Below are 24144 nucleotides of genomic sequence, written 5' to 3'. Positions count from 1 at the left end.
CTCACAGGGAGACGCCGCATGCTCATCGACCTTCACGCCCACGCCCCGCACCCCGGTTACTACAACCAGCACCCGCACTGGGGTCCCTTCTTCGAACAACGTCCCGATGGCGACATCAAGCTGCGTGTCGGCCACTGGATCCTCTCGCTCGGCTCGCCGGAACGGCGCGCCGCGCTGAAGAAGGCCCAGGCCGAGGGCAAGAAGCTCGACATCAACCAGTACCTCGACCGCTGGGCCGACCCGAAGACGCGCCTGGCCGGCATGGATGCGGCGGGGCAGAGCGCCCAGGTGGTGTCGGTGCCTTCGCACTGCTACATGTACTGGGCCGAGGCGGAATTTGGCGTGCCCTTCGCCCAGAAGGTCAACGATGTGCTGGCCGAGTACTGCTCGGCCGCGCCGAACCGCCTGATGGCATGGGCCCATGCGCCGCTGAACGTGCCGATCGAGGCGGCCAAGGAAATCCGCCGCGCCTGCACCACGCTGGGCGCCAAGGGCCTGGTGGCGGGCGGCGCCAATTTCGGCGGCCTGGAGTTCGATTCGCCCGAACTGGACCCGGTGTGGGCGGCGCTGTGCGACCTCGACCTGCCGATGTTCGTGCACGGCTATAACCAGTCCGTCACCTGGGGCGAGGACGCCAACAGCGACAACTACGAAACCACCGCGATCGTCGGCATGAACTACGACGAGACCAAGTGCTTCTGGAACATGATCAACGGCGGCGTGTTCGACCGCTTCCCGAACCTGAAGGTCTACATCACCCACGGCGGCGGCTTCGTGCCCTACCAGCTCGGGCGCCTGGCGCAGACCAACCCGAACCTGGACGTGGCGCACAACAAGAAGCCGGTGCTCGAGTACCTGAAGAACTTCTACTTCGACGTCGAACTGCACGAGCTGCCGATGCGCCAGGCGATGATCGAGGTCATTGGCGCCGACCGCGTGCTGTACGGTTCCAACTTCGGCGGCAGCGACGCCGTCCGCCACGACCTGACCGACGGCCTGCGCCTGTCCGACGAGGACCTGCAGAAGATCCGCTGGAAGAATGCCTGCGAACTGCTGCACATCGACCCGTCGACCCTGATCGACGTGGCGAAACCGTCGGCGCTGGCGGCATGAAGATCGCACGCTGCAGCGATGGCGGTGCGCCGTTCTGGGCGCTGGTGGATGCCGAAGGGCAGACGCTGCGCCCGATCGCCGGCGCCTTCGCCGACTGGGGCCCGGCGCTGACGCGCGCGATCGCCGCCGGCCGCGCCGACGAGGGGAGGGAAGCCTTGCCCTTGGCCGGCCCGGCGCGCCCGCTCTCCGGCGTGCGTCTGCTGGCCCCGGTCGAGCCGGTCAACCGCGTGGTCGTGGCCGGCGCCAATTATGCCAAGCACCTCGCGGCGGACTTCGGATTGAAGTCGCCGCAGCAGCCGATCGCCTTCCTGAAGGCCTATGGCGCGCTGATCGGCGCGAACGACCCGATCCGCTATCCCCCGCTGACTTCGGAGCTGGACCACGAGGTCGAGCTGGTGGTGGTGATCGGCGACGCGCCGGTGGACCCCGAGAATCCGCTCGCCAGCGTGCTGGGCTACACGGTCGGCAACGACGTGTCGGCGCGCGACCTGCAGCGCAGTGGCCCGACCGGCATCGGCATGGATTTGTTCGCCGCCAAGAGCCAGGACCGCAGCACCGGGGTCGGGCCCTGGATCGTGACGCGCGACGAATTCGCGGCCGGCAGTCCGCGCCTTGGCCTGACGCTCAAGGTCAACGGCGATGTGCGCCAGGACAGCAACACCGGCGAGATGACCTGGGACGTCGGCCAGCTGCTGCGCTTCGTCGAGGCGCGTTCCAGCTTCGCGGGCGGCGACATCATGTTCACCGGCTCGCCCGCGGGCGTGGGGCAGGGCACCGGATTGTTCCTGCAGCCTGGCGACGTGGTCGAAGCGAGCGTGGAAGGCATCGGCACAATCAAAAACGTCGTCGGACCCAAGCCCGGCGCCTGAGGAGACAGGATAATGATCGATAAAAACCAAATCGTGGTGGTGGTCGGGGCTGGACTGATGGGTACCGGCATCGCCCACGCCTTTGCCAGCAGCGGCTTCGCGACGCGCCTGGTCGACAGCAATGGCCAGGCCCTCGACAAGGCGCTGCAGAGCATCCATGCGATCATCGACGGCGGCGTCAAGCTCGGCAAGCTGGTACCGGAAGCGGCGGCGGCCGCCAAGCAGCGCCTGAGCGTCCATACCGCCCTCGCGGAGGGTGCCGTCGGCGCCAGCATGCTGGTCGAAACGGTGTCCGAGAACCTCGCGGTCAAGAAGGCGGTGCTGGCCGAAGCGGTGCCGCTGCTGGCCGAAGGGGCGCTGCTGGCGACGAATACCTCGGCCTTGTCGGTGACCGAGATCGCGGCTTCGGTGCCGCAGCCGGCGCGGGTGATCGGCATGCACTTCTTCAATCCGGTGCACAAGATGAAGCTGGTGGAGCTGGTGCTGGGCATCGCCACCGATGCCGATACCGTCGCCCGCAGCCGCGCGTGGTGCGATGCGATCGGCAAGACCTCGATCCTGGTCAACGAGTCGCCGGGCCTGACCACCAGCCGCATGTCGGCCATGCTCGGCAACGAGGCGATGTGGATGCTGCAGGAAGGCACCGCCAGCGCCGAGGATATCGACACCGCGCTGCGGATGGGCTTCAACCACCCGATGGGACCCCTGGAACTGGGCGACCTGACCGGCTGGGACACCCGTTTGTCGGTGCTGCGCTACCTGCATGCGACGCTGGGCGAGAAGTTCCGTCCCTGCCCCTTGATCATCAAGATGGTCGCGGCCGGCCGCCACGGCCGCAAGACCGGCCAGGGGGTCTACCGCTACGACGAAGCCGGACAGCGGGTGCCGGGTTCGGGCCTGAAGGCGAGCGCGCTATGAAGGACATCTACATCGTCGAGGCGCTTCGCACGCCGGTCGGCAAGTACAAGGGCAGCCTGGCGGGCGTGCGCGCCGATCACCTGGCGGCGCACCTGCTCAATCAGCTGATGGAGCGTGCCGGGATCGATGCCGGCGCGGTCGACGACGTCATCTTAGGCTGCGTGACCCAGGTCGGCGAGCAGTCCGCCAACATCGCCCGCACGGCCTTGCTTGGCGCCGGCTGGCCGGCTTCGATTCCCGGCCTGACGATCGACCGCAAGTGCGGTTCGGGCGAGGTCGCCGTCCACCTGGCGGCCGGCTTGATCGCCGCCGGCGCCGCCAAGGTCGTGGTGGCGGGTGGCGCCGAGAACATGAGCCGGGTGCGCATGGGCGGCAACCGCGAGATCTATGGCGAAGCCTTCGGCTGGATGGCCTCTGACAAATACGAACTGACCAGCCAGGGCGAGGCGGCCGAACGCATCGCCGACAAGTGGAACTTCAGCCGCGCCGAGCTGGACGCGTACGCGGTCGAGAGCCACCGGCGCGCCGCCGCGGCCGCGCAGGCCGGCTATTTCCAGCATGAGATCGCCAGCGTGCCGGTGGCGGCGCTGGTGGAGCGCGGCTGGGCGGAGGCGGCGCCAGCGACCCTGGATGCGGACGAGACCATCCGTCCCGGCACCAACGCCGAGAAGCTGGCCACGCTCAAGTCGAGCTTTCGCGAGAACGGCAAGCTCAGCGCCGGCAACTCCTCGCAGATCTCGGACGGTGCGGCGCTGCTGCTCCTGATGTCCGGGGAAGCCGTGGACCGGCTCGGCCTCAAGCCGCGCGCCCGCATCCGTGCTTTCACGACGGTCGGCTCCGACCCGACCCTGATGCTGACCGGCCCGGTTGCGGCGACCCGCAAGGTGCTGGACATGGCCGGGCTGGCGGTCGGGGACATCGACCTGTTCGAGGTGAACGAGGCCTTCGCGCCGGTGCCGCTGATGTGGGCGCGGGAACTGGACGTACCGCTGGACCGGCTGAACGTCAACGGCGGCGCGATCGCGCTCGGGCATCCGCTTGGCGCCAGTGGCGCCCGCATCATGACCTCGCTGCTGCACGAACTGGAGCGGCGCAATGCGCGCTACGGCCTGCAGGCGATCTGCTGCGCGGGCGGCATGGGCACCGCAACCCTGATCGAGCGGATGTAAGCACCTGAGCGCAGGACGGCAGGACCGGCACAGAACCGGCCGCCGCAGTCAGTACGGCAGTACGGCAGCACGACAACAGGAGACAGCAATGCATATCGACTTGAGCAGCAAGCGCGTCATCGTCACCGGCGCCTCGCGCGGCATCGGCCTGGCGATCGCCCGTGCATTTGCGGCCGAAGGTGCGCGCGTGGCCATCTGCGCCCGCAGCAGGGAGGCGATCGAGGCAACCGGCGCCGAACTTGCGCGGCAGGCGCAGGCGGTCATCGCCCGCGCCGTCGACGTGACCGACAGCGCCGGCGTCAAGGCATTCGTCGAGGAGGTCGCGGCCAGCTGGGGCGGCGTCGACGTCCTGATCAACAACGCAGGGCAGGGCCGCGGCGGCAACCTCGACACCCTCACGCCCGAGCAGATCCTCGAACACGCCAACATCCTGCAGATGGGGCATTTCCGCTTCGTGCAGGCGGTGGTGCCGCACATGCGCCGCCAGCGCTGGGGGCGCATCGTCGAGATCAATGCCCTGGCCGGCGCCATCCCCACGCCAGACGGCATCCCTTCGGTGATCAATCGCGCCGCCTGCCTGGCCTTGTCGAAGTCGCTCGGCATGTCGCTCGCGAAGGACAACATCCTGGTCAACTCGCTCAACATGGGCTGGATCGATACCGGCCAGTGGGAGCGCCATTTCCGCGAAGTGGGGCCGGGCGTCACGCGCGAGGAATTCGACCGGATGGTGTTGAAGGTCGTGCCGCTGGGGCGCTTCGGCAAGCCGGAGGACGTGGCCGGCATGGCGCTGTTCCTGGCCAGTGACTACGCATCCTTCATCAGCGCGGCCTCGATCGATATCGCGGGCGGGCTGCAGGGACAGATTGCCTACTACCCGACGCTCAAGCGCGAGTTCACGGAAATGGCCAGGGAACGCTGCGCCGGCATCCCCGCCGAATGAGCCGAATGTCTCCTTTAAAATTCTAAATATAGAATCTTAATCGGACAGTAGAATAACTGATTTATTCTTGCTACAATCAGAACGCGTCAAGAGTCTCGTTTCCGTTGGGCCGAAGACAGTCGAGCAGCACGGTTCATGGGAAGGACTGAACAAGCAGTGCTGAGCGATTTTTCAATAATCGGCCATAACGATAACGACAGGAGACAGGTCCATGAATCATGCAAGCGGTATTCCCATCCTCGCCGGCTGCGCCTTGCGCGGCATCGCGGCGGCAGCCGCCTTTGCCTGCGCCGGCCAGGCGCTGGCGGGCGAAATCGAGATGAGCAATCCCGACCTCAAGGTAAGGCTTGACGCCACCGTGCGCTACACCGGTGGCGTCCGTACCGAAAAGCCGGACAGCCGGCTGTTGAACAACTACATTTATGACGAGGGTGATTCGAAGTTCGACAAAGGCGATATGGTGACCAACCGTCTCGACCTGCTGACGGAGTTCGATATCAGGTACAAGAACACGGTCGGTGCGCGCGTCTCGGCGGCCGCCTGGTACGACCATGCTTACGACGACCATTCGGTCAGGTCGCCGGCCGGCTTTGCCACCGCCTACCGCAATAACGAATACAACAACGAGGTGGCTCGCTACGTAAACGGCCCCTCGGGAGAAATCCTCGACGCCTTCGTCTGGGCCAACCTCGACCTGGGCAAGGTACCCGTCAACGTCAAGGTGGGACGCCAGACCAACGTCTGGGGCGAAAGCCTGCTGCTGGGGGCACATGCGATCTCGTATGGCCAGTCGCCGGTGGATGGGGTCAAGGCAGCGATCAACCCGGGTGTCGAAACCAAGGAAGTATTCCTGCCGGTCGGGCAGATCCACGCCAGCGCCCAGGTCACCGACAACCTGACCCTGGTCGGCCAGTACTATTACGAGTGGAAGCCGACCCGCATCCCGCACGCCGGCACCTACCTGATGGGCGCCGATACCGCGCCCTCGTCCGACTTCCTGGCTTTCCCGATCTCCGGGGTCGCGGCCCAGATCATCGAGGCGCGCAAGCCTGGCCAGCGCGGCAACTGGGGCGTCGGGGCGCGCTGGAACGTCGAGGCGCTCGAATCGACCTTCGGCGCCTATTACCGCCACTTCGACGATTATTCACCGGAACTCGGCGTCCAGCTGCTCAACTTCAGCGGCCCGCTGCCGACCCGGGCGCGCTTCCTGTATCCGCAGGACGTCAAGCAGATGAGCCTCTCCTTTGGACGCGTCATCCATTCCGTCGCCGTCGGCGCCGAACTCTCCTACCGCAAGAACGGCGCGCTGAACACGCCGTCCTCCGTGGTCACCGACACCGGCGCGCGCGGCAATACCTGGCACGCGGTGGTGAACGGGATCTATATGCTGCCGGCGACGCCGGTCTGGCAGACTGGCACCTTCGTCGCCGAGCTGGCCTACAACCGGCTCGACAAGGTCACCACCAATCCCGCCTTGTATCGCACGGTTGGCGCGGCGACCTGCGTCGACTCACGCACCGGCAAGGCCGGCTCGGGCACCAAGGACGATGGCTGCTCGACCAGGGACGCGTGGATCATGGCCCTGAAATTCACGCCCCAGTACCTGAACGTGCTGCCGTCCTGGGACCTGAGCATTCCCGTCAGCGTCAACTATGGCCTGTCGGGCAATGCGCCGACGTCCGGCGGCGGCACCGAGGGCGAGCTGCGTTGGTCCGTCGGGGCGACCATGACCTACGCATCGAAATACGAATTCGCGCTCAACTACGCCGACCGTAACCTGCCCGTGCGTGAACTGAACGGCAAGATCACGGGTGGTGCGGCACACAGCAATTCGTCGGTCGGGGTCATCGACCGCGGCTGGCTGTCGTTAACCTTCAAGACGGCATTCTAAAAGCGCCGCAAACAGGAGACAAGACATGAATAAGCAAAGACTCGCACTGGCCTTGCTGGCCTGCCTCGCAGCCACTTCCCGGGCCGAGGTGACGCCGGAGGAAGCCAAGCAGCTAGGCAACACGCTGACCCAGGTCGGCGCCATCAAGGCCGGCAACAAGGAGGGCACGATCCCGGCCTACACCGGTGGGCTGACCAAGGCCCCGGCCGGCTTCAAGCCCGGCAGCGGCGTCTGGGTGGACCCGTTCAAGGATGAAGCGCCGATCCTGCGCATCGACGCCAAGAATTGGCAGCAGCACGCCGACAAGCTGTCGGACGGCCAGAAGGAGCTGTTCAAGAAGAACACCGGCTTCTACATGGACGTCTACCCGAGCCATCGCACGGCCGCCTTGCCGGAAGCGGTGCTGGCCAAGACGGTACGCAACGCGACCTCGTGCAAGACGACCAAGGGCGGGCTGGCGGTGGAGCAGGAATGCCGCGGCGGCATCCCGTTCCCGATCGCCAAGTCCGGCCATGAAATGATGTGGAACCAGCAGCTGCGCTACAAGGCAGACACCACGACCAAGTCGTCGCGCTCGTGGGTGGTCGATTCCAGCGGCAAGGCGGTGATGACGGCCCAGCAGCAGACTTTCGAGGAGACTCCTTACTACCACGCCGACCTGGACGGACGCGACCCGCAGATGTACTGGCGCACCTATTCAGTCACCAGCGCGCCGATCCGCAAGGCGGGCGAGGTGACCGGCCTGATGGACTTCCTCGATCCGACCGAGAAGCCGCGCCGTGCCTGGAGCTACGCGCCCGGCCAGCGCCGCATCAAGCTGGCCCCCGAGTTTTCGTACGACACCCCGGTGGCGAGCATGGGCGGCGTAACCCTGTTCGACGAACTGTTCGTGTTCTCGGGCACGATGGACCGTTTCGACTTCAAGCTGGCCGGCATGAAGGAAATGTACGTGCCCTACAACGCCTACAAGCTGTATTTCGGCTGCGGCGTCGAAGAGCAATTCAAGGAAAAGTATCCGAATCCGGCCTGCTGGCGCTGGGAATTGCACCGCATGTGGGTGGTCGAGGCGACGCTCAAGCCGGGCTTCCGCCACGCCTACGCGAAACGCACCTATTACATCGACGAGGATACCTACGGCGCGATGCTGTACGACGCCTACGACCGCAGCGGCCAGCTGTACCGCTCGATCTTCAACTCGATGGTCCAGCTGTATGACGTGAATGCGCCGTACACCGTCAAGAACGTGATCTTCGACTTCAACAAGGGTATGTATGCACTGGTCAATGACGGCCTGGTCGGCGGCTACGGCGTGGTCACCAAGCCGCGCTCGAACCGCGACCTGAACCCGGAAACCATCGTGGCCAAGGAAACGGCTCGCTGAGCCGGGCGACCAGCCTGACAGGCCTTGTAGGCCTGTGCCGGCCGTGGCCTAGGCGCCGCGGCCGGCTGCCCGGAACCACGCATCACGACGGAGTCAGCTGTGAACATTCTCAATCCCCTTCGCCCACGGCCGGCAGCACCGACCGGGCTCTTGCGCCCCGCGCTGGCGCTCCTACTGGCCAGCCTGGTCACGCTCGTCCCTGCCGCTCCGGCAAGCCACGATCCCATCGACCTGCCCGCCGCGATGTCGCCGGCAGCACTCAAGCGGCCGCTGTCGGGTATCGCGGCGCAAGAAAACACCCTGGTCGCCGTCGGCGCGCGCGGCACCATCCTGGTATCCCGGGACGCCGGCAAGAACTGGAAGCAGGCGCAATCGCCGGTCAGCACCGACCTCACCACGGTGCGCTTCACGGCGCCCGGTAGCGCCTGGGTCCTCGGCCATGACGGCGTGGTGCTGCACAGCCTGGATCAGGGCGCGACCTGGAGCAAGGTCCTCGACGGGCGCAGCCTGCTGGCCCTCCTGAACGCGCATTACCGCAAACTCTCCGCCGGCGGCGACGTCGGTGCGGCGGCCATGCTGGACGAGGTCGCACGCGCGGCCGCACAGTCGGCCACGCCGGGCGTGCTGACCCATCCCTTCCTCGACATCCGCATCGACGCCGGGGGCGAAGGCTTCCTGGCCGGCGCCTTCGGCCTGCTGCTGCACACCCGCGATGCCGGCAAGAGCTGGGAACCGTGGCTCGAGCGCGCCGCCAACGACCGCCGCATGCACCTGTATGCGCTCGAACAGACCGCCGACGGTACACTCTACCTGGCGGGCGAGCAGGGCCTGCTGCGGCGCTACGACCGTGCAAGCGGGCGTTTCGTGGCGCTGGAATCCCCGTATGCGGGCACTTTCTTCGGGCTGAAAGCCAGCGAAGCCGGACTGGCGGCCTATGGCCTGCGCGGCAATGCCTACATCAGCGCCGACAAGGGCGCCAGCTGGCAGCGGATCCCGCTCGCCACGCAAGCCACCGTGGTCGACGCCCTGGCCTGCGCGCCGGGCGAGCTGGCCTTCGTGACCCAGGCCGGCCAGGTACTGGTAAGCCGCAACGGCCAGGTCACCGACGCCGGCGTTTCGCGCGGCGGCGACCTGGCCGGAGCCGCATTGGCGGGACGGGGCCAGCTGGCGCTGGCCGGCAGCGCCGGCGCAAGATTGGCCCGGATTCCGGGCTGTGGCGCGGACAGCGCAAGGATTGGGAAGAACTGACATGACAGCGCACAGCGAACAACCCCGCATGCCCGTGATCCGGGACGTGCAAGACTTCGACCGTCGTTCCGGAAACTTCCTGGAACGCCTGATCTTCAACCACCGGGTGCTGGTGCTGCTGGCCTGCCTGCTGGCCACCCTGTTCCTCGGCTATTCGGCCACGCGGATCAAGGTCAACGCCAACTTCGAGCGCATGATCCCGCTCGGCAGTCCCTACATCCAGAACTACCTGGCCTACAAGAAGCAGTTGCCGGGCCTCGGCAACACGGTGCGGATCGTGGTCGAGAACAAGCGCGGCGACATCTACGACCCCGCCTACCTGGAGCTCATGCGCAAGGTAAACGACGACCTGTACATGATCGACGGCGTCGATCGCTCGTGGATGAAATCGATCTGGATGCCGATCGTGCGCTGGCGCGAGGTGACCGAGGACGGTATCACCGGCGGTCCCGTGATGCCGGCCCAGTTCGACGGCAGCGCCGCTGAGGTGGCCAAATTGCGCGACAACGTGGGCAAGGCCGGCATCGTCGGACGCCTGGTCGCGCTTGACATGAAGTCGAGCATGATCGTTGCGCCGCTCCTCGATACCAATCCGAAGACCGGCCAGCCGCTCGACTACGGCGCTTTCTCGCGCAAGCTGGAGGAGAAGATCCGCAGCTACGAGAGCGACAGGATCGGCATCCATATCGTCGGCTTCGCCAAGATCGTCGGCGACCTGATCGATGGCCTGAAGGCGGTGATGCTGTTTTTCGCGGTCTCGGTCGCCGTCGCCACGATGTTCGTCTACCTGTACACGCGCTGCCTGCGCAGCACCGCACTGCTGGTGTCGGCCGCGGTGCTCGGCGTGGTCTGGCTGCTGGGGCTGATGCAGCTGCTGGGCTACGAGCTGGATCCGTACTCGATCCTGGTGCCTTTCCTGATCTTCGCGATCGGCCTGTCGCACGGCGCGCAGAAGATGAACGGCATCATCCAGGACATCGGGCGCGGGACCCACCGGTACGTCGCCGCGCGCTACACCTTCCGCCGCCTGTTCGTGGCCGGCGTCACCGCGCTGCTGGCGAATATCGTCGGCTTTGCGGTGCTGATCATCATCGACATTCCGGTGATCCGCGACCTGGCGATCACCACCAGCATCGGCGTGACGGTGCTGGTCTTCACCAAGCTGTTCCTGATCCCGGTGGCCCTGTCCTATATCGGCATTGGATCAAAGGCGGCGCAGCGCGCGCTCGAGGCCGACCGCGACATGGCCGAGGGCCAGTCGGCGCTGGGCCGCGTATGGGGGCGCCTCGACGCGCTGACCGGGCGCCGCATGGCCATCGCCACGACCGCCGTGGCACTGGTGGTGACCGCCGTCTCGGCGATCGCGATGCAGGGCCTGCGCATCGGCGATCTCGACGCCGGCGCGCCCGAACTGCGTCCCGACTCGCGCTACAACCGCGACAACGCCTACATCACGCGCAACTACGGCCTGTCGAGCGACCAGTTCGTGGTGATCATGAAGACCGACGACGAAGGTTGCCGCCTGTATTCGGCCTTGACCAAGATGGACGGCCTGGCGCAGCTCCTGCGCGACGATCCGGCGGTGCAGGCCACCACGTCGCTGGCCGAGACCGTGCGCTTCACCACCGCCGCGATGTCGGAAGGCAGCGGCAAGTGGATGACGATCAGCCGCAACCAGTCGATCACGGACGGCGCGATGTCGGCGGCGGCGATTGCCACGCCCGACATCACCAACCAGAGCTGCTCGGTGTCGCCGCTGGTGGTCTACCTGCGCGACCACAAGGCCGACACGGTGGCGCGCATCCTCAAGACCTCGAGCCAGTACGCCCAGGCCAACAATACCCCGGCCGGGGCCAAGGAGCCGGTGGCCTTCCTGCTGGCGGCCGGCAGCGCCGGTATCGAAGCCGCCACCAACATCGAGGTGGGAAAAAGCATCGTGATGATGTACCTGGCGGTGTATGGCTCGACCGCCTTGCTGTGCCTGATCACCTTCCGCAGCATCCGCGCCACAGTCGTGGCCCTGATCCCGCTGGTGATCACGACCATCCTGTGCAAGGCGCTGATGGTCTGGCTTGGGATTGGCCTGAAGGTCGCGACGCTGCCGGTGATCGCGGTCGGGGTCGGGGTCGGGGTCGACTACGCGCTCTACCTGCTGTCGGTGCAGCTGGCCTGCCAGCGCCGCGGGGACAGCCTGCGCGCGGCCTACCGTCGTTCGCTCGATTTCACCGGCAAGGTGGTGGCCCTGGTGGGCATGACGATGGCAGCCGGCGTCGTGACCTGGGCCTGGTCGCCGATCAAGTTTCAGGCCGACATGGGCATCCTGCTGACCTTCATGTTCTTGTGGAACATGCTCGGCGCCCTGGTGCTCACCCCGGCGCTGTCCTATTTCCTGCTCAATCCCCGCCGCGCCCAGGACGATACGCGCGTCAGCCCTACCTTGGAGAAAAACTATGTTTGACCTGCTGCTGTCAGCCGACATGATGCTGCCCGATCCGGATGGCATGACCGACCTGCTGGTGAACAAACTGGGAGTGCACAGCCATCCGAACTGGCGCCAGGCCTTCGATAACCATCCCTACATCGCCCATTTCCTGCGTGTCCACAAGTCGCTGGCGGTGGCGCCGACGCGCCTGGAACCCCAGTGGCACCTGGATCACGATAATCCGGGCGATCCGATGTTCCACGAATTCCTCGAGAGCCTGAAGGATTACCAGGGGCGCCACCGCCCGATGCTGACGCACTCGGTGGTGCTGGCCCTGCAGGGACCGAAGTTCGACGTCTTCGTCGACAAGCTGATGCGCCGCGGCCTGGCCTTCCGCATGGCCCAGCGCACGCCCGAGATGCCCTTCGACCGCCTGTGGCTGGGCGCGACCCCCGAGCGTCCGCGCTATACGCCGGATGTGGACGGCGGCCTGTGCATCGAGGTGATGCCGACCGAGCCGCTGCAGATGCCTCCCGAGACCTTCGCCAGCCCGCCGGCCCAGCCGCGCGAGCCGAAGCCGGGCGATATGGTGAGGATCAGTGCGCGCGCTTTCCTGGTGCGCGACCTCGACCACACCCTGCGCTGCTGCTCGAGCAACCTGGACTGGGAACCGCGCGGCGGCGTCGAATTGTTGAAACGCGAAGGCCAGCGCCGCGCCGTGATGCCCTTCGCCGTCGCCAACAGCGCGGCCCTGCACGTGATCCAGCCGACTGCGTGGAACACCCCGGCCGCCCACTACCTCAACAACTGGGGTCCTGGCCTGTACTACATCCGCATCGCGGTCAACGGTTTGCAGGCCAAGGCCGAGGACCTGCGTGCGCGCGGCACGCGCTTTACCTGGGTCGAGGAATCGGAGTCGGCCGGCGGGCGCCCGCTGATCCGCATCGAGCCGTCGGAGCTGCGCGGCCAGGTCATCGAGTTCGAGGAAGCCTGACATGGCCAACAGCGAACTACAAGTCGTCAACGATGCCGTCAGCGTGGAGCGCGAGGGCAGCCTGGGTTGGGTGGTGTTGACCCGCCCGGGCCAGATCAATGCCATCAACGACGAGATCCGCGCCGGCGTGCCGCAGGCGCTGCGCGAACTCGACGCCGACCCTGGCATCCGCGTCATCGCGATCCGCGGCGCCGGTGCGCGCGGATTTTGCGCCGGCGCCGACATCAAGGAAAAGCGCGGTCCCGAAACGGCGATCGAAGTGCGCAGCCGCATGCAGGGCGCGCGCTGGATCGAGGCGATCGACGCCGTGCAGAAGCCGGTAATCGCCGCGGTGCACGGTTACTGCATGGGCGGCGGCCTGGAACTGGCGCTGGCCTGCGACATCCGCTACGCCGCGCCGGACGCCGTGTTCAGCCTGCCGGAAACGGCGCTCGGCCTGATTCCCGGCGGCGGCGGCACCCAGCGCCTGGCGCGCGTAGTCGGGCCTGGACGGGCGATGGACCTGCTGCTCACCGGCGAGCGCCTCGACGCACGCGCGGCCAGGGACATCGGACTGGTCACGCGGGTGGCGAACGAGTCGGAAGCGCTGATCGACGAAGTCCGCAGTTTTGCCCAGCGCATCGCGGCGCGTGCGCCAGCCGCCACGCTGTCGGTCAAGCGCGCGGCACGCAGCGCCCTCGAGCTGGAACTGAAGCAGGGCCTGGACCTCGAACTGGACCTCTTCGCCATGCTCAAGCCGAGCGAGGATGCAAGAGAAGCCGCGCTGGCCTTCAGCGAGAAGCGGCCGCCCAATTTTATCGGCCGCTGAGCGCGGCCCCTGATGGAGACCGGAATGGATGACGCAGTGAACAAAGGAAAGCTGGACGGGCGGGTCGCAATCCTGACCGGCGCCGGCGGCGGCCTGGGCGCCGAAGCGGCGCGCGTGCTGGCGGCGCACGGCGCCCACGTGGCCATCGTCGACATCGACGGCGACGCCGCGCGGAGGGTCGCGGCCGGCATCGAGGCGCAGGGCGGGCAAGTGCTGGCGCTGCAATGCGACATCTCGAGCGAGGCCGAGGTCAGCGCCATGGTCGAGGCGGTGGTGGCGCGCTTCGGCCGCGTCGACGTCCTGCACAACAATGCTGCCATCCTGAGCGTGGAGCAGCGCCGGCGCGACCGCGACGTGGTGAACATGGACGTCGAGGCCTGGGACCGCGCCATGGCGGTCAACCTGCGCGGCGCCATGCTGTGCAGTAAATACGCGATTCGCGAAATGCTCAAGCATGGGCGCGGTTCGGTGATCTTCGTCACTTCAGGACTCGGCGTGCAGGGCGACCTGTCGCTGACGGCTTATGCCGCTTCGAAGGCGGCACTCATTATGCTGGCGCGTTCGGTGGCGGCGCAGTACGGCAAACAGGGCATCCGCTCGAACGCGCTGCAGATCGGCCTGGCGCCCGCCGAAAACGCGCACGAGAGCATGCCGGCGCCGCTGCTCGAGATCCTGCGCGAAAACCATCTGACGCCCGAACTGGGTACGCCGCGCCAGATCGCCGACGTGGTGGCCTTCCTGGCATCCGACGAATCGGCCTTCGTCACCGGCACCACGCTGGTGGCCGACGGCGGCTTCGGCAGCCATACGCCGTCGCTGGTGGCCATGAAAGCTCTGTTTGCGCAGACCGGCGCGAAAGGAATGTGATGAAGGCTGCCATCATTCATGAACGCGGCGCTGCGCCGGTCATCGGCGCGTTTCCGGAACCCGCCCCGCGCGAAGGCGCTGTGCTGATCGATGTCGATACCGCCGGCCTGGGCGGCTGGGACGTGCTGGGCGCCTACCGCCTCGGCGTGGCCTATCCCTGCGTGATTCGCGGCGAAGGCGTGGGACGGACCCAGGATGGACGCCGCGTCTACTTCGGCGAACGCTCGGTGCTGCCCTACGGCGCGTGGGCCGAGCGAACGCTGGTGCCGGCCGAGGAAGTCTGGGACGTGCCGGATGAGGTCGACGACCGCACCGCGATTGCGATGGGCATCGCCGCCACCGGCGCGCTGGTGCCGCTCGAGCAGGCGAAGATCCAGCCCGGCGAACAGGTGCTGGTGCTGGGCGCGACCGGGACCCTGGGCCAGATCGCGCTGCAGCTGGCGCGTTTCCTCGGCGCCGGGCGCGTGGTGGCGGCAGCGCGCTCGCGCGAGGCGCTGGCGCGGCTGAAGGAGCGCGGCATCGCCGACGAGGTCGTGGTGATGGGCGGCGAAGACGATGTCGCCGCGCTCAAGGCTGCCACGGACGGCGGCTTCGACGTGGTGCTCGACCTGGTCTGCGGTCAGCCGATGCTCAGCGCGCTCAAGGCCACGCGCTGGGGCGCCCGCATCATGACCATCGGCACGGGCGCCGGACGCCAGGTCAACCTGGACATTGCCGACCTGCTGTTCCGCACCCTGTCCTGCATCGGCACCGGCCAGCGACCGCCGGCCGACCGCCGCGCGATCTGGGAGCGCCTGCTGCGCATCGCGCGCGAACAGGACATCCAGATCGATTACACCGATTTCGCCTTCGACGACGCCGGCGCGGCCTGGGCGGCCCAGGTCGGCGGACCGCATGCGAAGATCACCGCGCGCGTGCGCACCTGAGGCATGGTTGAAGAGGGCCATATGACATCAGGACAATGGTGGATCGTCGCGCTGTCGGAGCAGCTCGCGCCTGGCAAGACGCTGGCGGTGGTCTGCGACGGCGTGCAGGTGGCGCTGTTTCGCAGCGCCGAAGGCGAGGCCTTCGCCCTGGAAGACCGCTGCCCGCACCGGCGCGTGCTGCTGTCGCCGGGGCAGGTCAGGCCGGGCGGCCTGCAATGCCCCTACCACGGCTGGACCTTCGATGGGACGAGCGGGCGCTGCACCGATATTCCGAACCTGCGGCGCGACGAAAAGATTCCGCCGGCCGCGGCGCGCGCCTACCCGGTGGCCGAACTGAACGGCTTCCTCCACGTGTACTCGGGAAGCGGCGAGGCGCAGGAGGCGCTGCCCGGCGCCGGCTACCAGGCGGCGGGGCGCGAGTTCACCGGCAGCGCGGTGACTGCCGTCGCCTTCGAGGACTACCTCGACGTGATGCTCGACGGCCCCGAATGCCTGCTGGATTTCCCCGGCGTGACGATCACCGACTTCTTCATCGGCGATCCGCGCCGCGATGGCGGCTATCTCGTGCTCGACCGCGGCGCCGTGTGGAAGGGAAGGGGACTTGGCCCGGCCTTCGTGCGCGACCATCCGCTGCTGTTGCGTACGCGCGTGCCGCTGGCGGGCGGCGACGTCGTCGTGGAACTGCTGGACGCCGCCGAGCAGGCGCTGGTGACCCTGTTCATCGCTGCCACCCGCAACAGGCGCGGGACGACCAGCCTGGTGTGGCGTGGCTTCGCCCATGGGCGTGCGCAAACGGGACCGCTGGGCTGGCGCCTGCATCGCCTGGCCGGCGCAGCGCCCTTCACGGTGCACGCAATCGTCGACGGGCGTGCCATCGCGGCGCTCGAAGCGGCGCCCTCGCGTGAACGGCGCGGCGGCGGCGAGGCATCGACCCGGCCCGTACAGGAGACTTCGCATGAATATGGATGACAAGGCGGCACGCTTCTCCGCGCCGGACGCCAAGCGCGACTGGATACCCGGCAACCTCGACCTGCGCGACACCTGGTTCCCGGTGGCCTATAGCGCCGATGTCGGAAACCGCGCCCTGCGCCGGGTGGTGCATGCGCAGGACGTCTACCTATGGCGCGAACTGGGACGGGTACGCGCGGCCGAGTTCCGGCCCGAGCTGCTGGAACGCCAGCGTGCCAGGGCCAGCGCGTTCACTGGCGGGTCCGCCTGCTATCCTGTGCATGAGCGCTACGGCTACGTCTGGGTCTGGTACGGTAATCCGGACAATGCGCACCCTGACCTGATTCCCCGGATCCCGTTCCTGCCTGAGGATGGCGTGGGCATCCCGCGCTACACCCAGCGGTCGGTGCGCTTCGACGCCGCCTCGCCGCTGTCGGTCGAGAACCTGATCGACCTCACGCACGCCGACTTCCTGCATGCGAACACGATCGGCGACGGCCAGTCGGAAAGCGACGTGGTCGAATTCAGCTCGACCTCCGAGACCCTGACCCGCACCCGCATCGTCACGCGCAAGTCGGTGGCGCCGGTGATGCGCTGGATCGGCGGCGTGCGCGCCCAGTACCAGGACCTGCGCGCGGTGCTGCACGTCCACCTGCGCAACAACCTGTGCATTTCCTATCCCAGCTTCACGCCCGGCTATGCGATTCCCAACGTACAGCCCTTCGTGCCGGTCGGGAGGCACCGCTCGCGCGTCGACCAGACCAATTACACGGTGCACGCGCCGGCGCCCTTCCGCTGGCTGATGCCGCGTATCTCCTACGTCATCCAGCCGCAGGACAACTCGGTGCTGCGGCCGCAGAACGCGCGCTACTTCGATCCCGGCCAGCGGCGCGACCTGAGCTCGCGCTTCGACGCGCCGGGCAACCGATACCGGGTCTTGATGACGCGCCTGGCCGAACGCCAGCGCGAGGGCGACTTCAGCTATGGCCCTGACGCCGATCCGAGCCTCGACATAGCAGACATCCTCGGCATGCGGCGCTAGTGGAGACGGTCGGCGCCGCCCGCATGCCGGGCCAGCCGGGCATTACGCTGATCCTGGCCGGGCTGGCGATGCTCGGCCCGTTCTCGATCAACGCCTACCTGCCGTCCTTCCCCGAGATGGAACAGGCCTTGCACACTGACCGGGTGGCGCTGCAGCAGACGATATCGGTGTATTTCGCCGCCTTCGAGTTCATGTCGCTGTGGCACGGCGCGATTTCCGACGCCTGCGGGCGGCGCAAGGTGGTGCTGGCCGGGCTGGCCGCCTATGCGCTGGCCTCGCTGGGCTGCGCGTTCGCGACGCGCGTCGGCCATCTCCTGCCTTTGCGGGCCTTGCAGGGGCTGTCCGCCGGCGCCGGCATCGTGATCGGCCGCGCGGTGGTGCGGGACCTGCACGAGGGCCCGCTGGCGCGGCGCATGATGTCGCAGGTGGTGATGATGTATGGGCTCGCGCCGGCGATCGCGCCGCTGGTTGGAGGCGCGCTGCAGCGGAGCTTCGGATGGCGCGCTGTATTCTTGTTCCTGGCGCTGCTGGCGGCCAGCCTGTTCGTGGCGGTGGCCATGCGCCTGCCGGAGACGCTGCCCGCCGAGGCGCGCCAGCCTTTCCGGTTCGCGCCGCTTGCGCATGGCTATGCGCGCGTGCTGGGCAACCGCGCCTTCATGACATGGTCGCTTTCCTACGCACTGATGTTCGGCGCCTTCTTCGTGTACGTACTGTCGGCGCCAGTGTTCCTGATGCGTCACCTCGGGCTGGGCGAAGCCGATTTCCTGTGGCTGTTCGGCCCGGCGACGCTTGGCCTGGTTGCCGGCTCGGCGCTGGCCGGAAAGGTCGCGGCGCGCTGGCATGTGGCCCGGACCCTGCAGGCCGGGTTTGCGCTGATGGGTGCTGCGATCGCCTACGACCTTGCGGTATGCTTGGCGGCCCCGGAAGGCGCCGGATGGTATGTCCTGCACCTGTTCGTGTTCAATGTGGGCATGTCGCTGGTGGTCCCGACCATCACCATCCGGGGACTCGACTGCGTGCCCGAACGGCGCGGCATGGGCTCGTCCGTGCAGTTGTTCGTCCAGACTGGGTTCAACGCCTTGATCGCCGCCGTGCTGGCACCGCTGTTGTGGGGATCCCTGATTTCGCTTGCGCTCGGCGCGGCCGTCTTGTTCTTGTGCGCCGGCGCCGGCGTGCTGCTTGCCTCGCGCCTGTCCAATAAAAAACCGTCCGCGGCCTGAAGCTGCGAACGGTTCTCGGGACTCCCGGATAGTTACAGGAAAATACCCAGGTTCGGCGTGCCGAGCACCGCCTGGTCGATGATCACTTCGCGCCGCGCGAGCTGGTAGCCCGACTCGGTCTTGCGGATCACGTCGTGGCGCTCACAGGGGATCAGGTCGAAGCTGGCGCTGTCGAAGCGGTTGCGGGTCAACAGCAGGTAGCTTTGCACCTTGAACTCGTCTTCCTTGTCGGTCCGGTAGACCCGGATGTTCGAGACCAGGTGCTTGGTGCGCGAGGGAGGGTCCTCGCCCCAGGCGCTGCGGGTGTCCATCACGCGCATCACGCGCAGCATGATCGAGCGGTAATCGTCGTACATGTGCTGGACGGTGCGCACCACGGACTTGTCCTGGTCGCGGGTTGCGCGGGTGTGGCGCAGCGGCACGGTGTATTCGATGTCCTTGGCGACCATCGCGATCCAGTCGCGCAGGCGCAGCGTGTCGAACATCTCGGCTTCGTCGTACATGAACTCGACCATGTCGTTGTACAGCGGGCTGCCGACCGGCACACGGTTGGCGCGCAGCGAAAGCGGCAGCGGCGTCGGCTCGAGCGGATTCTTTTCCATAGGTGTCTCCTGAGGGCGTTGTAGGGTTTCCGGCGGCTGGTTCATTTTTCGCTCGTCATCAGCTCGTGCCAGTACTTCCACCATGCCCACTGGGTGTCGTCCTTGGTGAAGCCGTCGCCCACATGGCCCGGACCCGGCCAACCTTCCGGAGCGCCCTGGTCGAACATCGCCTGGTACTTCATGGTGATGGTCTTGCTCATCGCGCCTTTGGCGACTTCGGTCTGGTGCGGCCAGGTATCGGAGTCTTCCATCTCGACCATGCCGGAGGTGCCCAGCATCTGGACCGACTGGCGCAGCATGCGCGCCTTGAGCTCGGGCGGCGTATCCTTCTCGGCGAAGATCCAGTTCATGAACTCGAGCTTGTCCGGGCCTTTCGGAATGTAGGCGTGCAGGGCGCAGGCGCCGACGATGGTGCCGTCCGGCTGCGGCAGGTAGATGAATTCGAACAGGCCGTTCGGGAAGAAGCCGCCGACCTGGGGCGGGCGCCAGGACATCAGCTTGAGCTGGCCATCGTCGAAGCGCTCCAGCAGCTCCGGCACCATCTCGGCCGTGATGCCGGGCGGTGGCAAGGCGGTCAGCTTTTCCACCGGGCTGAGTTCTGCCGGGTTCTTGCCGGTCAGGCGCAGGATCTTGCGATCGAGTTCGATGCAGCGCAGCGCGTGACCGTGGTCGGTCCAGACTTCGCTGCCATACATTTCAGGAGACAGGTCGGCGCCTTTGCCTTCGGCATCCGGTTTCTTGGCATACGGGCCGACTTCGGCCAGCCAGCGGTGAAGGGTGAGGGTGTGGAAACCGTCCGCGGCCGACTGCTCGCAGGCGGTCTTCCAATTCGCATTGATGCGGAAACGCTGCGGCGGACCAAGGACTTCCAAGCCGCCCTTGGTGCGCAGGAACAGGGTGTCGAAATAGTATTTGGCGTCGCCGAAGAATTCTTCCAGGCTGGGGCCATCGATGTTCCAAGTGGCGAAGATCAGGCCGCCGTACAGCGCCACGCGCGCCTTCTTCAGGCCGAGCTGGTCCTTCGGCGTCATCTTTCCGTGCATGCACTCCTTCTCGACCGGGGCGCCGATGAAGTCGCCGTTCGGCTTGAAGGCCCAGCCGTGGTAGATGCACATGTGGACGTTGGTATTGCCGGCATCGTGGGTCTGCACCCGCATTGCACGGTGCGGGCAGACGTTCAGCGAGACGTGAATCTCGTTGTCGCGGTCGCGGGCGACGATGACCGCATCGGAACCCATGTCGCGGGTGACGAAGTCGCCCTTGTTTGGGATTTCGGTTTCGTGGCCCAGGAAGATCCAGGTCTTGGCGAAGATCTTTTCCATCTCGAGCTCATACAGCTCGGGATCGGACAGGGCGCGAACCTTGACTTCACGCGTCTCGAGGTTGATCAGGTCCGAGACCGTGGTCCCGTCCCGCAGTGTAGTTCCGGCATTATGCTGCATCGTTGTCTCCTTTGTTTGCCTGCTTCTGAATTGTACACAAACCAGAAATTTGTTCAACAAAGGATGCTCGGATGCCCGAATTATTTCTCGCCCGGGTGCGCGCTGCCGCGGCGGAGCACGACAGGAATGCCGCCCAGCCGACGCTTCGCCATCCACTGGGCGAGCGCCGCATCCATATAGTCGGCGTGGCCCGGGAACCAGCGCGCCAGTTCGCGCGCCAGGGCGCGGCAGGTATCCGCATGTCCGCCGCCGGCGAGGAGGGCGCGCACCTCATGCACCGACCTCAGCACCGCCTCGTGTTCGTCGATATGGCATTGCGCTGCAGGGAAGGCGGTGGCGAGCATCCATTGGCGTTCCTCGCCGAAGTGGCTCTCGGCATGCTCGGCAAACGCGTCGAGATGGTGGCTGAGCTCAACGTCGGGCGCCGCCAGCAGCATCCCGACCAGATCGACGAACTCGCGGTGGGTGGCGTCTATCGGACCGTAACCGAGCAGAAACTGGTCGGTCCAGATAAAGTCTTGTTCGGAGGGGGCTGACATGATGCAGGCTCAAACTAAAGATGTTGAATCCTGAATGTACACACTTTATTTGAAAGTGTCTCTAAAAAAATTGTCGGTTACGCGAAAGGCGCCCTCGTTCATCAAGACCGCTTTTTGCCCTAGCGTTTTTCAACGCAATAGGCCCAAAGCGCACTCTGAACTAGTCCTTTTTGAAGTTTGTAAGTATGGCCGAAAGCTGTTTGATATCGGCTGGTTTGACAAGGTGATGATCAAACCCGGCGGCCCTGGTTCGTCGACGGTCCTCATCCTGGCCGTAGCCGGTCACTGCTATTAGCAAAACGTTGGCGGTTTCAGGCTGGGCGCGCAGTCTCTTGGCAAGCTCAATGCCATCCATCTCTGGCAAGCCGATATCGAGGACACACACTTGCGGCGCATACTGCATGGCGCGTGCGAGTGCCTTGCTAGAAGAATGTTCGACCATAACCTGATGGCCCAAAGCTTCAAGCAGCATGGCAAGCATGCCCGCCGCGTCTTCGTTGTCGTCAACGACCAGGATGCGCAGGGAAGCCGCTTCTTCTTCATTCGTGCGGTCGCCATGCGGGCCATTACGTTCGACTTTACTGTCGATATGTCGGGGCAAATACACGGAAAACGTGCTTCCCTTTCCCAGTCCCGGACTTTTGCAGCTGACACGGCCGCCATGAAGCTCAGTGAGGCTCTTTACGAGCGCTAGCCCTAGCCCCAGTCCACCCGACGATCGGTCTGGCGTGCGTTCCGCCTGGGTAAACAAGTCGAATGCACGCGCCGCCAGACTGGCTTCCATGCCGATGCCGTTGTCCTCTATCTCGATCGCAACATGGTCCGCATGTACCTCGACGCTCAATACGATGTTGCCGTTCTCGGGCGTATATTTCGCTGCGTTGTTAAGGATATTTGCCACGACTTGGATCAGGCGCTTCTTGTCGCCGTCGACGACGGTCATCTGCGGCGGCAGGTGCAAGGCGAGGCGGTGCTGCCGCGACTGGATCAGTGGCGTGACCTGCTCTACCGCATCGGCCACCACATGCCGGATGTCTAATGGGGCCCGGTCCAGGTCGACAAGTCCACGGGTCAGCCGTGAGACGTCGAGCAAATCGTCCACCAGCGCAGTCATGTGTCGCACTTGCCGGCCGATGACCTGGCTGGTCTGGCGCACGCGTTTTTCGTCCAAGGCCATGATCTGCAGGAGTTCGGCAGCTGCGCCGATGGGAGCGAGGGGATTGCGCAGTTCATGGGCGAGCATCGCCAGAAACTCGTCCTTCGCACGCGCGGCGGCCTGCAGCTCGACGTTCAATCGTTCGACGTGGCTGCGGGACTCTACTTCGGTGGTGATATCGACGGCAATCACCATCAACCCAAATACCTCACCAGTAAGGGTGCGCAGTGGCGACAGGTTGTACGTAAAATACCGGTTGTCCAATGCGCCGCCATTGCGGTGAATTTGCACGAGCGTCGGCTCGGAGATAAAGGGCTCGCCGCTCCGATACACCTCCTGAAATTTTTCATGCACAGGAGAACCCAGCAGTTCAGGATAAACCTCCACAAAGGACTTATTCACCATCTCTTCAGCTGGCCGTCCGCTAACTGCCGCATACACAGAATTAACGAGGTGATAAACCAGGGTCTCGCCAAGCATGACAGCCGCGCCCACCGGCGCGTCTAGCAACAACCTGTCTCGTTCAGCTTCGGTCATGCGACGACGTGCTTCGCTCTCGATGCGCTGTTGGGTAGTTGCCACAAGCAAGCTGAATTGCTCGCCAAACGTGAGGTAGCGGTTGTCCAGCGCTACCTCGGGAGAGGGCATGAAGTCGATGGCAAGATCGACGTCGATTCCGACTTCGCGCGCTTTGACTCGTACCCCGTACGTCATGGTCTCACGGGGAGCAGCCGCCACATGAAGCGGTAGCAGCTTCACGCTATGCAAATCCGTCGGATTGAGCAAGGCTGCATGATCGCAAACTACTGGTAACTGATCAAGCGTTTTTACTTCGGCAAGATCGTTACGCAGCAAATCGAGCGTTTGCTGGCGTCTGGCCAAGAGGATGCGCTCGGTGATTTCAGTTGAAAGCAATAGAACGCCCTGCACGACGTCGACGTCATCACGTATTGGTGTTAACGAGTAGGTCCAGTAAGCTTCCTCAAGCTTGCCGTTGCGTTCGATACTAAACGCAAATTCATCGTAGGTTTTGGATGTGGCATTACGGAAGACATCGTCGACAAAGGGTTCGATAGCGACCCACCCATGTTGCCAAGTGCTCGCAGCAGACTGTCCGAGTGCACTGATACCGACGCGGGCAGCGTACGCATCGTTATAGATCTGCAGATACTCAGGTCCCCACCATACGACCATGGGCTCGGCCGAATCCAACATGAGGTCAACGACGACGCGTAGTCTGGCAGGCCATGCCGTCAATGGCCCGAGAACGGTGGCGCTCCAATCATATTCACGAATCGCCCGGCGCATGGTTGACCCGCGATCGGTTAAGACAACCGCGCCTTGTACGTTCGATCGCGAATTTTGCGCTGGGAAAGCCGTTTGCATTGTGGAAATTTTCTAGATCTGCGGTACTATATTGTACTGGTCTATGCGTTAGCTTACGTGCACGAAGGGACGCAAGAGTCACCCGGAATGCGAACGGAGTACACGAAATGTCTGCTCTTGGGGCGAACGTGGAAAAATTGAGAACAGTCACAAGGGCAGGGCTACCTGGAGCCTCAAGTGGTCGTAATCCTGACGGCCGACTTTATTCTAAATTTGCTGCCCGCTGTCAGAGCCGCATGTCTCTGTACGCTCAACCTTCGTTG

General features: G+C 65.5%; 20 protein-coding genes. 16 read left to right on the top strand and 4 right to left on the bottom strand.

Going from position 1 to position 24144, the window contains the following annotated elements:
• The first annotated feature begins 18 nt into the window (after window positions 1-18).
• The 16 genes from ACFPO9_RS11475 to ACFPO9_RS11400 all read left to right on the top strand — a co-directional run bounded on the left by ACFPO9_RS11475 (window position 19) and on the right by ACFPO9_RS11400 (window position 18756).
• A complete protein-coding gene (locus ACFPO9_RS11475; protein WP_379770731.1) occupies window positions 19-1113 on the top strand; it encodes an amidohydrolase family protein in 1095 nt (364 codons plus the stop codon).
• The gene (locus ACFPO9_RS11470; protein ID WP_379770729.1) at window positions 1110-1982 is read left to right on the top strand and encodes a fumarylacetoacetate hydrolase family protein; all 873 of its coding nucleotides are present in this window, start codon (window positions 1110-1112) and stop codon (window positions 1980-1982) included. Before ACFPO9_RS11475 ends, ACFPO9_RS11470 begins: the two co-directional genes overlap by 4 nt.
• 12 nt (window positions 1983-1994) lie before the next feature.
• The gene (locus ACFPO9_RS11465) at window positions 1995-2900 is read left to right on the top strand and encodes a 3-hydroxyacyl-CoA dehydrogenase (protein WP_379770726.1); all 906 of its coding nucleotides are present in this window, start codon (window positions 1995-1997) and stop codon (window positions 2898-2900) included.
• Complete coding sequence (locus ACFPO9_RS11460; RefSeq protein WP_379770724.1) at window positions 2897-4069, top strand: thiolase family protein; 1173 nt, start codon at window positions 2897-2899, stop codon at window positions 4067-4069. Before ACFPO9_RS11465 ends, ACFPO9_RS11460 begins: the two co-directional genes overlap by 4 nt.
• Window positions 4070-4157: 88 nt before the next feature.
• A complete protein-coding gene (locus ACFPO9_RS11455; RefSeq protein ID WP_379770722.1) occupies window positions 4158-5009 on the top strand; it encodes an SDR family oxidoreductase in 852 nt (283 codons plus the stop codon).
• A 211-nt stretch (window positions 5010-5220) separates the two neighbouring features.
• The gene (locus ACFPO9_RS11450) at window positions 5221-6900 is read left to right on the top strand and encodes a DUF1302 domain-containing protein (protein WP_379770720.1); all 1680 of its coding nucleotides are present in this window, start codon (window positions 5221-5223) and stop codon (window positions 6898-6900) included.
• Window positions 6901-6925: 25 nt separating this feature from the next.
• Entirely contained in the window at window positions 6926-8281 is a 1356-nt protein-coding gene (locus ACFPO9_RS11445; RefSeq protein WP_379770718.1) for a DUF1329 domain-containing protein, read from the top strand.
• A 99-nt stretch (window positions 8282-8380) separates the two neighbouring features.
• Window positions 8381-9529: a WD40/YVTN/BNR-like repeat-containing protein gene (locus ACFPO9_RS11440; protein ID WP_379770715.1), complete on the top strand. Its 1149-nt coding sequence runs from the start codon at window positions 8381-8383 to the stop codon at window positions 9527-9529.
• A gap of 1 nt (window position 9530) precedes the next feature.
• Window positions 9531-11987, top strand: a complete 2457-nt coding sequence (locus tag ACFPO9_RS11435) for an efflux RND transporter permease subunit (RefSeq protein ID WP_379770712.1) — start codon at window positions 9531-9533, stop codon at window positions 11985-11987.
• The gene (locus ACFPO9_RS11430; protein WP_379770710.1) at window positions 11980-12945 is read left to right on the top strand and encodes a VOC family protein; all 966 of its coding nucleotides are present in this window, start codon (window positions 11980-11982) and stop codon (window positions 12943-12945) included. Before ACFPO9_RS11435 ends, ACFPO9_RS11430 begins: the two co-directional genes overlap by 8 nt.
• 1 nt (window position 12946) lies before the next feature.
• The gene (locus tag ACFPO9_RS11425; protein ID WP_379770708.1) at window positions 12947-13753 is read left to right on the top strand and encodes an enoyl-CoA hydratase/isomerase family protein; all 807 of its coding nucleotides are present in this window, start codon (window positions 12947-12949) and stop codon (window positions 13751-13753) included.
• 24 nt (window positions 13754-13777) lie between these two features.
• Window positions 13778-14620: an SDR family NAD(P)-dependent oxidoreductase gene (locus tag ACFPO9_RS11420; protein ID WP_379770705.1), complete on the top strand. Its 843-nt coding sequence runs from the start codon at window positions 13778-13780 to the stop codon at window positions 14618-14620.
• The gene (locus ACFPO9_RS11415) at window positions 14620-15546 is read left to right on the top strand and encodes a quinone oxidoreductase family protein (RefSeq protein ID WP_379770703.1); all 927 of its coding nucleotides are present in this window, start codon (window positions 14620-14622) and stop codon (window positions 15544-15546) included. The genes ACFPO9_RS11420 and ACFPO9_RS11415 overlap by 1 nt, the downstream gene beginning before the upstream one ends.
• 21 nt (window positions 15547-15567) lie before the next feature.
• Window positions 15568-16515 (top strand): Rieske 2Fe-2S domain-containing protein, encoded by a 948-nt coding sequence (locus tag ACFPO9_RS11410; RefSeq protein ID WP_379770702.1) that lies wholly within the window; start codon window positions 15568-15570, stop codon window positions 16513-16515.
• Entirely contained in the window at window positions 16502-17536 is a 1035-nt protein-coding gene (locus ACFPO9_RS11405) for an oxygenase (protein ID WP_379770700.1), read from the top strand. The genes ACFPO9_RS11410 and ACFPO9_RS11405 overlap by 14 nt, the downstream gene beginning before the upstream one ends.
• Window positions 17536-18756 carry a multidrug effflux MFS transporter gene (locus tag ACFPO9_RS11400; RefSeq protein ID WP_379770698.1) on the top strand — a complete coding sequence of 407 codons (1221 nt, stop codon included), beginning with the start codon at window positions 17536-17538 and terminating at the stop codon, window positions 18754-18756. Before ACFPO9_RS11405 ends, ACFPO9_RS11400 begins: the two co-directional genes overlap by 1 nt.
• Window positions 18757-18788: 32 nt before the next feature.
• Here the strand turns inward: ACFPO9_RS11400 and ACFPO9_RS11395 are convergent, their stop codons facing one another.
• The 4 genes from ACFPO9_RS11395 to ACFPO9_RS11380 all read right to left on the bottom strand — a co-directional run bounded on the left by ACFPO9_RS11395 (window position 18789) and on the right by ACFPO9_RS11380 (window position 23881).
• Complete coding sequence (locus tag ACFPO9_RS11395; RefSeq protein WP_379770695.1) at window positions 18789-19358, bottom strand: 3-phenylpropionate/cinnamic acid dioxygenase subunit beta; 570 nt, start codon at window positions 19356-19358, stop codon at window positions 18789-18791.
• A gap of 41 nt (window positions 19359-19399) precedes the next feature.
• Window positions 19400-20800: an aromatic ring-hydroxylating dioxygenase subunit alpha gene (locus ACFPO9_RS11390; RefSeq protein ID WP_379770692.1), complete on the bottom strand. Its 1401-nt coding sequence runs from the start codon at window positions 20798-20800 to the stop codon at window positions 19400-19402.
• 80 nt (window positions 20801-20880) lie between these two features.
• Window positions 20881-21339, bottom strand: coding sequence for a bacteriohemerythrin (locus ACFPO9_RS11385; protein ID WP_379770689.1), 459 nt, complete (start codon window positions 21337-21339; stop codon window positions 20881-20883).
• Window positions 21340-21499: 160 nt separating this feature from the next.
• The gene (locus ACFPO9_RS11380; RefSeq protein WP_379770687.1) at window positions 21500-23881 is read right to left on the bottom strand and encodes a hybrid sensor histidine kinase/response regulator; all 2382 of its coding nucleotides are present in this window, start codon (window positions 23879-23881) and stop codon (window positions 21500-21502) included.
• Between the last annotated feature and the right edge of the window lie 263 nt (window positions 23882-24144).

The organism is Massilia aerilata (assembly GCF_042656905.1).
Classification (GTDB): Bacteria; Pseudomonadota; Gammaproteobacteria; order Burkholderiales; family Burkholderiaceae_D; genus Telluria; species Telluria aerilata.
Note: the sequence above shows the minus strand (reverse complement) of the source record. Positions and strands in the feature narration are given on the sequence as shown.